8 protein-coding genes and 1 tRNA gene are annotated in these 7,978 nt (G+C 36.1%); 4 read left to right on the top strand and 5 right to left on the bottom strand.

Translation table 11 applies throughout. The features are described 5' to 3' along the window. Nucleotides 1-205: 205 nt before the first annotated feature. The 5 genes from HMPREF2811_RS08840 to HMPREF2811_RS11120 all read right to left on the bottom strand — a co-directional run bounded on the left by HMPREF2811_RS08840 (nt 206) and on the right by HMPREF2811_RS11120 (nt 4,817). Nucleotides 206-279, bottom strand: a tRNA-Arg gene (locus HMPREF2811_RS08840). Between the two features lie 392 nt (nt 280-671). Next, nucleotides 672-1,238 carry a peptide deformylase gene (def, locus tag HMPREF2811_RS08835; protein WP_071409019.1) on the bottom strand — a complete coding sequence of 189 codons (567 nt, stop codon included), beginning with the start codon at nt 1,236-1,238 and terminating at the stop codon, nt 672-674. Nucleotides 1,239-1,244: 6 nt separating this feature from the next. Continuing rightward, complete coding sequence (hflX, locus tag HMPREF2811_RS08830; RefSeq protein WP_071409018.1) at nt 1,245-2,489, bottom strand: GTPase HflX; 1,245 nt, start codon at nt 2,487-2,489, stop codon at nt 1,245-1,247. Next, nucleotides 2,486-3,442, bottom strand: coding sequence for a tRNA (adenosine(37)-N6)-dimethylallyltransferase MiaA (gene miaA / locus HMPREF2811_RS08825; protein ID WP_071409017.1), 957 nt, complete (start codon nt 3,440-3,442; stop codon nt 2,486-2,488). Before miaA ends, hflX begins: the two co-directional genes overlap by 4 nt. Before the next feature lie 268 nt (nt 3,443-3,710). Continuing rightward, nucleotides 3,711-4,817, bottom strand: a complete 1,107-nt coding sequence (locus HMPREF2811_RS11120; RefSeq protein WP_084802100.1) for a hypothetical protein — start codon at nt 4,815-4,817, stop codon at nt 3,711-3,713. Nucleotides 4,818-4,973: 156 nt separating this feature from the next. Between HMPREF2811_RS11120 and HMPREF2811_RS08815 the strand changes: the two genes are divergently transcribed. The 4 genes from HMPREF2811_RS08815 to HMPREF2811_RS11775 are packed head-to-tail and all read left to right on the top strand — an operon-like array spanning nt 4,974 to nt 7,954. Then, nucleotides 4,974-5,747 (top strand): threonine/serine exporter family protein, encoded by a 774-nt coding sequence (locus tag HMPREF2811_RS08815; protein ID WP_071409016.1) that lies wholly within the window; start codon nt 4,974-4,976, stop codon nt 5,745-5,747. Beyond that, nucleotides 5,748-6,200 carry a threonine/serine exporter family protein gene (locus HMPREF2811_RS08810; RefSeq protein WP_066126571.1) on the top strand — a complete coding sequence of 151 codons (453 nt, stop codon included), beginning with the start codon at nt 5,748-5,750 and terminating at the stop codon, nt 6,198-6,200. Further along, the gene (locus HMPREF2811_RS08805; protein ID WP_071409015.1) at nt 6,193-6,435 is read left to right on the top strand and encodes a DUF1858 domain-containing protein; all 243 of its coding nucleotides are present in this window, start codon (nt 6,193-6,195) and stop codon (nt 6,433-6,435) included. The genes HMPREF2811_RS08810 and HMPREF2811_RS08805 overlap by 8 nt, the downstream gene beginning before the upstream one ends. Beyond that, a complete protein-coding gene (locus HMPREF2811_RS11775; protein ID WP_071409014.1) occupies nt 6,428-7,954 on the top strand; it encodes a DUF438 domain-containing protein in 1,527 nt (508 codons plus the stop codon). The genes HMPREF2811_RS08805 and HMPREF2811_RS11775 overlap by 8 nt, the downstream gene beginning before the upstream one ends. The last annotated feature ends 24 nt before the right edge of the window (nt 7,955-7,978 follow it).

Below are 7,978 nucleotides of genomic sequence, written 5' to 3'. Positions count from 1 at the left end.
ACCAACACTACTTGACATAGAGCCCTTATTTTCAGTAAAAAAAGAGCACTTGAACAAGCGTCCAAGTGCAACTATTACTATTTACCAACATTACTTGACATAGAGCCAAAAATACCCCTTTCTGGCTTGTCCTTTTTAAGGGATTTTTCAGAAAGAGGTCCGATCGCTTGTAAGCGTAGTTTTTAAGAAAACCTTGTTATATTAACGTCACTGGCAGGATTCGAACCTGCGACCGTTCGCTTAGAAGGCGAATGCTCTATCCAGCTGAGCTACAATGACATAATTAATCAACTACTATAGTATACGTCATTTCTCTATTAGGGTCAACCCCATATTTTAAATAAGTACAATAAGAATATAACGTGGGCAAAGAAAATTAAACCTCTAAATGTCTAATGCGTAATAATACCTTATTCTTCCAAAAATTGACGGTCATACTCTTTAGACGATTAAATTCTAGCCTTTACTTTAAAAAATTATCGCATCAACCGTTACGATAAAATACTCGATCTACAGCTAGAAAAATAAACAAGTAAATAAAAACAAGCAATTGTAATATCACAAGGACTTGTCAGCCTTTATGAAAAGATACCATCAAATGTTGACCATTTTTGGAATCCATTACAGTTACTTGTTTTTGTCTCTTATTTATCCATTAATCAAATGCTGAATTATAATAATTCTAAGTTATCGTCTAGAGCAAATGGATTTTCTTCATTGATATGATCGTAAAAGAAGATGCCTTTTAAATGATCTAATTCATGTTGCGTTACAATTGCTTCGTAATCACGCAATTTTAAGGTATGTTCATTGCCGTCAATGTCTTGGTAAGTAAATTTCACACGTTTAGGACGCGGTACATAACCTTTAACTTCACGATTAACCGATAAACAACCTTCCCCTTCTTTCAAGGCAACTTGTTGAACTGAATGACTAATCACTTTAGGATTAAAGATGATTTCGCTCAAAATGGGTCCTACTTCATTGCCCTCTTCATCATATTCCATAATATGAACAGCAAAAATTTGTTTATTTACATTAATTTGTGGAGCAGCTAAACCTACTCCAGGTCTAAGATCATATTTTTCAGCAATCTCTTCATCTTGGCTATTGACCAAAAATTCATGCATTTCTAAAGCTGTCTTTCTTAGTTCATCTGATAATGGAAATTCCACTGGTTCGGCTACCGATCTTAATGTGGGATGTCCTTCTTCAATAATATCTTTCATGGTTATCATATTTTTTTAGCGCTCCTTATCTAATTCTTTATCACTACGTCTAAAACCTTTTAAAATATATACTTGATTTTCTTCATCAAATTCCAAGGATTCAATTAAGGTTTTCTGACGATATAATGCTAATAAATCCGCTTCTTGAGGATCCACTTCTACTTCAAATTTTTCACTCGTTCGCACAATTTCTTCCCATATTTTTTGTTTTAGAGCTTCTACTCCATCCTTTTCTAAAGCTGAAATTGTGACATAGGGGAATAAAGTAGGTTCAAAATTGCCTTCAATTTTATCTTTTTTATTATAAACGGTCAAAATTGGTAAATGATCCATCTCTAATTCTTTGATTAAGTTATAAACAGTTTGTTCATGCATCATACGATCAGCACTGGATGCATCGACGACATGTAAGAGTAAATCAACATAACGCATTTCTTCTAAAGTTGATTTAAAAGCTTGAATCAAAGTTGTGGGTAACTCTTCAATAAAGCCAACGGTATCAGTCAAAGTAAAGCCATCATGACCATTAATCGTTAATTTACGCGTTAAAGGGTCTAGAGTAGCAAATAATTGATCTTCAACATAAGTCTCACTATCAGTCAATTCCCTTAAAATAGTTGATTTACCGGCATTGGTATACCCCACTAAACCAATATTAAACTCAGAGCCACTACGTCTTCTTGAACGTGTCAATTCGCGATGATCGGATAATTTTACCAATTCTTTTTTTATTTGAGACATCATTGTACGGATATGACGACGGTCAGTTTCAAGTTTGGTTTCCCCAGGACCACGCGTACCGATACCCCCACCTAAACGTGATAAATAGTCACGACGGCCTTGAAGTCGGGGCAATAAATAATCATATTGGGCTAATTCAACTTGTAATTTACCTTCACGACTTTTGGCACGCATCGCAAAGATATCTAAAATTAATTGAATTCGATCGATAACTCTTACGCCTAATTGATCTTCTATATAACGATTGGTGCTAGGTGTTAAAACATTCATCGAAATGACTAAATCAATCTCCTCTTTATTGACAGCATCTTTAATTTCACTCAATTTACCACTACCAACGGCTGAACGCGAAGTCAGTCTCGGTAGTTTTTGAGTCATTTCAACGGTCGGTATGCCTCCGGCAGTTTCAGTTAATGACTTCATTTCTTTCATCAACACCTGAAATTTTTCATCACTATAATTTTCGGTTTGCACCCCAAAAATTAAGACCTTCTCAGGTCGTTGTTCTATCTCAATCATTGAGTATCCCTTTCCTTTTTTAAATGCGATTCGATAAGCGGTTGTGCTTCTGGCCAACTTTCTCTTGCATCAATCCAATGAGCATCTTTTAATCGATTTCTAAACCACGTTAACTGACGCTTGGCATAACGTCGTGAATTTTGTTTTATTTGATTAATGACAGTCTCCTGTGATAGATCGCCTTTGAAATACAGCCACCACTCTTTATAGCCAATGCCCTTCATGCCATTGACTAATTCACCGTCAAACTGTTGGTATATTTGTCTAACTTCTTTTTCTAATCCTTGTGCTATCATTAAATCGACGCGTTGATTAATACGTTCATATAACTGCTCACGAGGCATATCCAATACTAATAAACAAGAATCAAATACTTTTGCTTGTGCTTGATGCTCCTCTTGCTCAGAAAATAAATTACCGGTCGTAGCAATCACTTCGAGTGCACGAACAATCCGTCGCGTATTTTGCGGTGGTATCTTTTGAGCAGCTGCAGGATCTTTTTGGTTTAATAATTCCCAAAAATCCGTTTCTGACATGGTGGCTGCTTGATTTTCTAAAGATTTGCGAATTTGGTCATCTTCACTTTTATTGCCACCAAAACCTAGTCCGTATAATAAACCTTCTAAATATAATCCGGTCCCACCCACTATGATAGGTAACTTGCCTCGTTGATGAATATCCAAAACAGCTTGCGTTGCGAGTTCTTTAAATTTAGACGCATCAAATGATTCATCTGGGTTTAAAATATCAAGTAAATGATGAGGAATGCCCTCCATTTCATCGGGAGTTACTTTACCCGTCCCAATATTTAACTGACGGTAAACTTGTAAACTATCTCCATTAATAATTTCGCCATTAAAAGCCTTCGCTATCTCAATACTTAGGGCTGTTTTACCAACTGCTGTTGGCCCGCCAATTACTACAATGGGAATTTTATTTAATTCACTCGACATTTTTACCCCTCCTGTCATCAAAGTATAACATTATTATAGCTCATTGAAACATTGAGTCAAACCTTTAATTTCACCAGAAAAAGGCTAAGTAAAGGTTGTGAACCACTTGTATGACCTTACTTAACCTAAATTATTTGTTTTTGATAAATGTTAGTGCTGATTTCATATCAAACTGACAATTACTATCCCTGTCGTTCCATTTAGTCATCACGAATCATCTCAGACTTACTATAGATACCAGATTCTGAACCTTACCTCAACCCAGCACTTACTCATCATCTAATTCATCTTTAAAGACAACATCATTCGCTTTCAAAATCTCAATTGTTTTGGGACCCACACCTTTGATGGCTAAGACCTCTGCTTCCGTTACCGATAAGAAGTCTTCAAATGATACTAATCCTGCTTTTTTTAACAAGTCGCGTTCTCGAGTGCCAACTTCATCTAAAACAAACAGCCCCTCTTGACGATCTTTTTCAAGTGAACGGGTGGTAACGCGATTGAACATTTCTTCGCTGCGTCCTTCAATGACTTGATCAATACGCGTTCGAATATAATCAACTAAAACCATCCCTTTCAAGCCAAATTGCATCAAAATTATGAGATGATTAACAAATTCTTCGTAAGCCGGTGTTGGAAATGGTGCTGGCCCATATTCTTCGATGTCTTCGTCATCATAAAATGAATCATCAAATGATGGATGAATCGAAAAATCAATATCCATCTCACTTTCAACATGACTTTCAATTAAACCATTATATAAAACGGCATCAATATAATCAGGATTTAATTCATCAAGCTGTTTAAGCTCCTCATCCATTTCAAGGTATTCTTCATTAATATAATGAGCATATAATTTCGCTAATCGGAAGATTAACAACTGATCTACCATCGGATACACACTCGCAAAGCGGTCAAATTCTTCTACTAACCCTAGATGAGCTGCTGAGACTACATAAGGGGTTAATGTCTCTGGTAATTCAAAATCTAATTCAGCTTCTAAGTCATCAAAATTATACAGTAAAACATGAAAATAACGTAAAGCCACTTCATAACGACCAATTGCAAAATTATCAAAAGCCGCATAAAATACGAGTTGAATCACCGCTTGAAAGTCGCGTTTCTTTTTAACTAATTTAAGATTATGACTACTTAAATCATCAAAGTAATGTGAAAAAGCTTGTTCTAAATAATTAATCTGTAATAATCTTCTAGGACTATTATGTTGATCTAAGTATGAAATATAACTATGGAGGGTTTTATAATTACTTGCCCTTGGAAATAACCATTCTTTTTTAAAAAATTGACTTTGAACGTTATGATTGTCATTTTTATTATTAACTACTAATTTTAAATTTCTTTTCTTTTTACTCATAGCATAACTCCTATCCTGGTTATTGATTTTATTATATCAAAATTTAAATTTAAATACATCAGGAGATGACGCGTGTGAGATTAAAAAATCTCACATTTTACAATGAAATGTGTTAACATGAAACTGTACTTATTATTGTCACATTGGAGGTTCATGATGCAAACAAAATATAAAAAATATGCTGATGTGGCTGCCCTAGCTGGTCGAATCATGTTAGAAAGCCATGCCGAAAGTTATCGTGTCGAGGATACAGTGCGTCGCATTTTGCAGTTAAGTGGTGCCAATATTACAGAAGTAGTATCCACCACTACCGGTCTTTATATGACTTTAGATGATAGTGACCCTCGTATTACGCCGATTACCCAAGTCCGTCGTATTACTGAACGTGGCAATCATTTGAGAAAAATTTACCATGTTAACAATGTTTCTAGAGATCTGGCTAGCGGTGAAATCACCATTGAACAAGCCAAAGAACGTTTGGAATTTATTGATGACTCTGAGTACACTGCTTATAGTAAAGATTTAGCTATTATTTTGATGGTAATTGCCTTTGTTATTCTATTAGGTGGCAATTGGATGGAGGCCCTTATTTCCGTTATTGCCGGCTTAATTGTCGCTTTTTCACGGATTGGTCGCGATTGGTCCGGTATGAATCAATTTATGTATGGTATTTTTTCAACCTCAATCACCGCTTTTATTATTCCGATAGTGGTGTCGTATAGTAAAATGCCGGTTTCAAGTGACATCATTATTATTTCGGCATTAATGCCTTTATATCCTGGAACAGCTTTTATGAACGGTATTCGTGATGCCTTAAAAGGCGACTATAACTCCGGTTTAGCTCGGATTGCTGATGCGCTTGTAATTGCGGTTAGTTTAGCCATTGGCGTTGCGATTGGCTTATTCTTATCAAAAGGAGTGATGGGTTAAATGCAATTTTTATTTCAAATTATAGCAGCTTATGTGATTACCATTACGGCATCAATTTTAGTTGAAGCACCAAAAGCGCTTTTATTTAAAACTGGATTTTGCGGTACCATCGGATATGCCGTTTACTTACTATTACTCGAATCTTTATCTGCACCGCTCGCTACTTTACTGGCTTGTATGACGATGTCAGCTATTGGACAAATCTTTGCCCGTTGGTTTAAAGCACCGGTGACGATTTTTTATATACCAAGCTTTTTCACTTTAGTCCCAGGGGCTGCAATTTATCAAACAGCTTTCCACTTCATCCAAGGGGATAATGAAGTGATGGCGCATTATTTTATTCAAGCCTTATTAATTGCTGGTGCGATCGCTTTAGGTGTTTATCTGGTAGATTCACTATTGGAAATCTATTTTAATATAAAAAGAAAAGTAGGACGAAATGCTCATGAATAATATCATTGATTTAGACCAAACAGTAAAGGATATTTGTACCACCTATCCTGAAGTAAAAGATATTTTAATAGAACTCGGTTTTAAACCATTAGCCAATCCACTGATGTTCAACGCATTGGCTGGTAAAACCACTTTAAGAAATGGCGCTCGCATTGCCCGAATCCCACTTCAATTAATCATCCAAACACTTCAATGGAATGGCTATGAAATAAAAGGAGCTGACAAAAATGACTGAACGGATTGAAATATTAAAAGACATTTTACTAAAACTACATCATGGTGCTTCTCCCGATTCGGTTCAAGCATTATTTAATGAGCACTTTACCGGTGTAAGTGCTATTGAAATTTCATTAATGGAACATGAACTCATGAATGGTGACCATGGTATTGGCTTTGAAGATGTGATGAAACTATGTAATGTTCATGCCAATCTTTTTAAAGGAGCGATTCATGAAGTAGCTATTAACGATACTGAGCAACCAGGACACCCAGTTCATACCTTTAAATTAGAAAACGTTGCCTTACGTGCTGCCCTTATTCGCGTTAAACGTTTATTAACAGCTATTAAAGACAGTAATACAACCGTTGAAGACGGCTTGCTACAAGGGCTCAACCGTCAATTCCAATTATTAGGTCAATTTAAACGTCACTACGATCGCAAAGAATCTGTTATCTTTCCAATCATGGAACGATACGGTCATGAAGCGCCCCCAAAAGTAATGTGGGGTGTAGACGATGAAATACGTGAATTATTTGATCGCGCTTATCAATCCTTTCAACAATATCCAACTGTTCCGATTGAGACAACTATCGAACAATTTTATGTTTTTGAAACGGAATTTTTAGAGATGATTTTTAAAGAAGAGTCTATTTTATTAATGATTTTACTTGAAACCTTTAGTCAAGATGACTGGTTACAAGTTATGGCTGAAAGTGATGCCTACGGTTATGCTATTATCAAGCCTGAAGCAAAATGGCAACCAGAGCGAGTAGACTTTCAAAATCAAACCACAACAATGGATGCAATTATCACTGATAAAAACACTCAAAATGATGCGTCAATAGAAGCTTTAAAACAAGATGGTAATCATGTTGCCCCTAATCAAAGTGTAGGAGCCACGTCTTCGCAAAACGAATCGGCTACTCCTAATCAAAACGCAAGAGTTACCTCGTCGCAAAACGAATCGGCTACCCCTAATCAAAGTCCAAGAGCCAACGCGTTGCAAAACGAGCCAACGACACGTACGATTGAAACAGAAGACGGTACCTTTACGATTACCTTTGAACCTAAACAACCATCAAAGGACACGATTTCTCGCGACCAACTGCTACCATTTGGCAATGGGCATCTCAGTGTAGAACAAGCTAATTTAATTTTAAATCATTTACCAATTGAACTCACTTTTGTTAATAAAGAAGATATTTTTCAATATTACAATGATCATGTCCCTTTTGAAGAGATGTTATTTAAACGCAATCCCAGCCAAATCGGACGCCATGTTGAACTCTGCCATCCCCCCAAATTAATTGAACGAGTAAAACAAGTCTTTGAAGTTTTACGCAGTGGTAAACAAGATGAGGTTAAAATGTGGTTTAAACGTGATGGCCAATTTATCCACGTTACCTATATGACTGTTCGCGATTCACAAGGAGCATTTAAAGGTGTCTTAGAATTAGTCCAAGATATCCAACCTTATTTCGATTTAGAAACGGACATGTGGCGTGGCATTGAACCACCCAAACCTAAAGCATAAGTAAAATAATTGAGGGACGACTTC

The sequence above is a fragment of the Globicatella sp. HMSC072A10 genome (assembly GCF_001811625.1).
Taxonomy (GTDB): domain Bacteria; phylum Bacillota; class Bacilli; order Lactobacillales; family Aerococcaceae; genus Globicatella; species Globicatella sanguinis.
The sequence above is the reverse complement of the archived record's forward strand: the minus strand, read 5'-3'. Positions and strand labels throughout refer to the sequence as shown.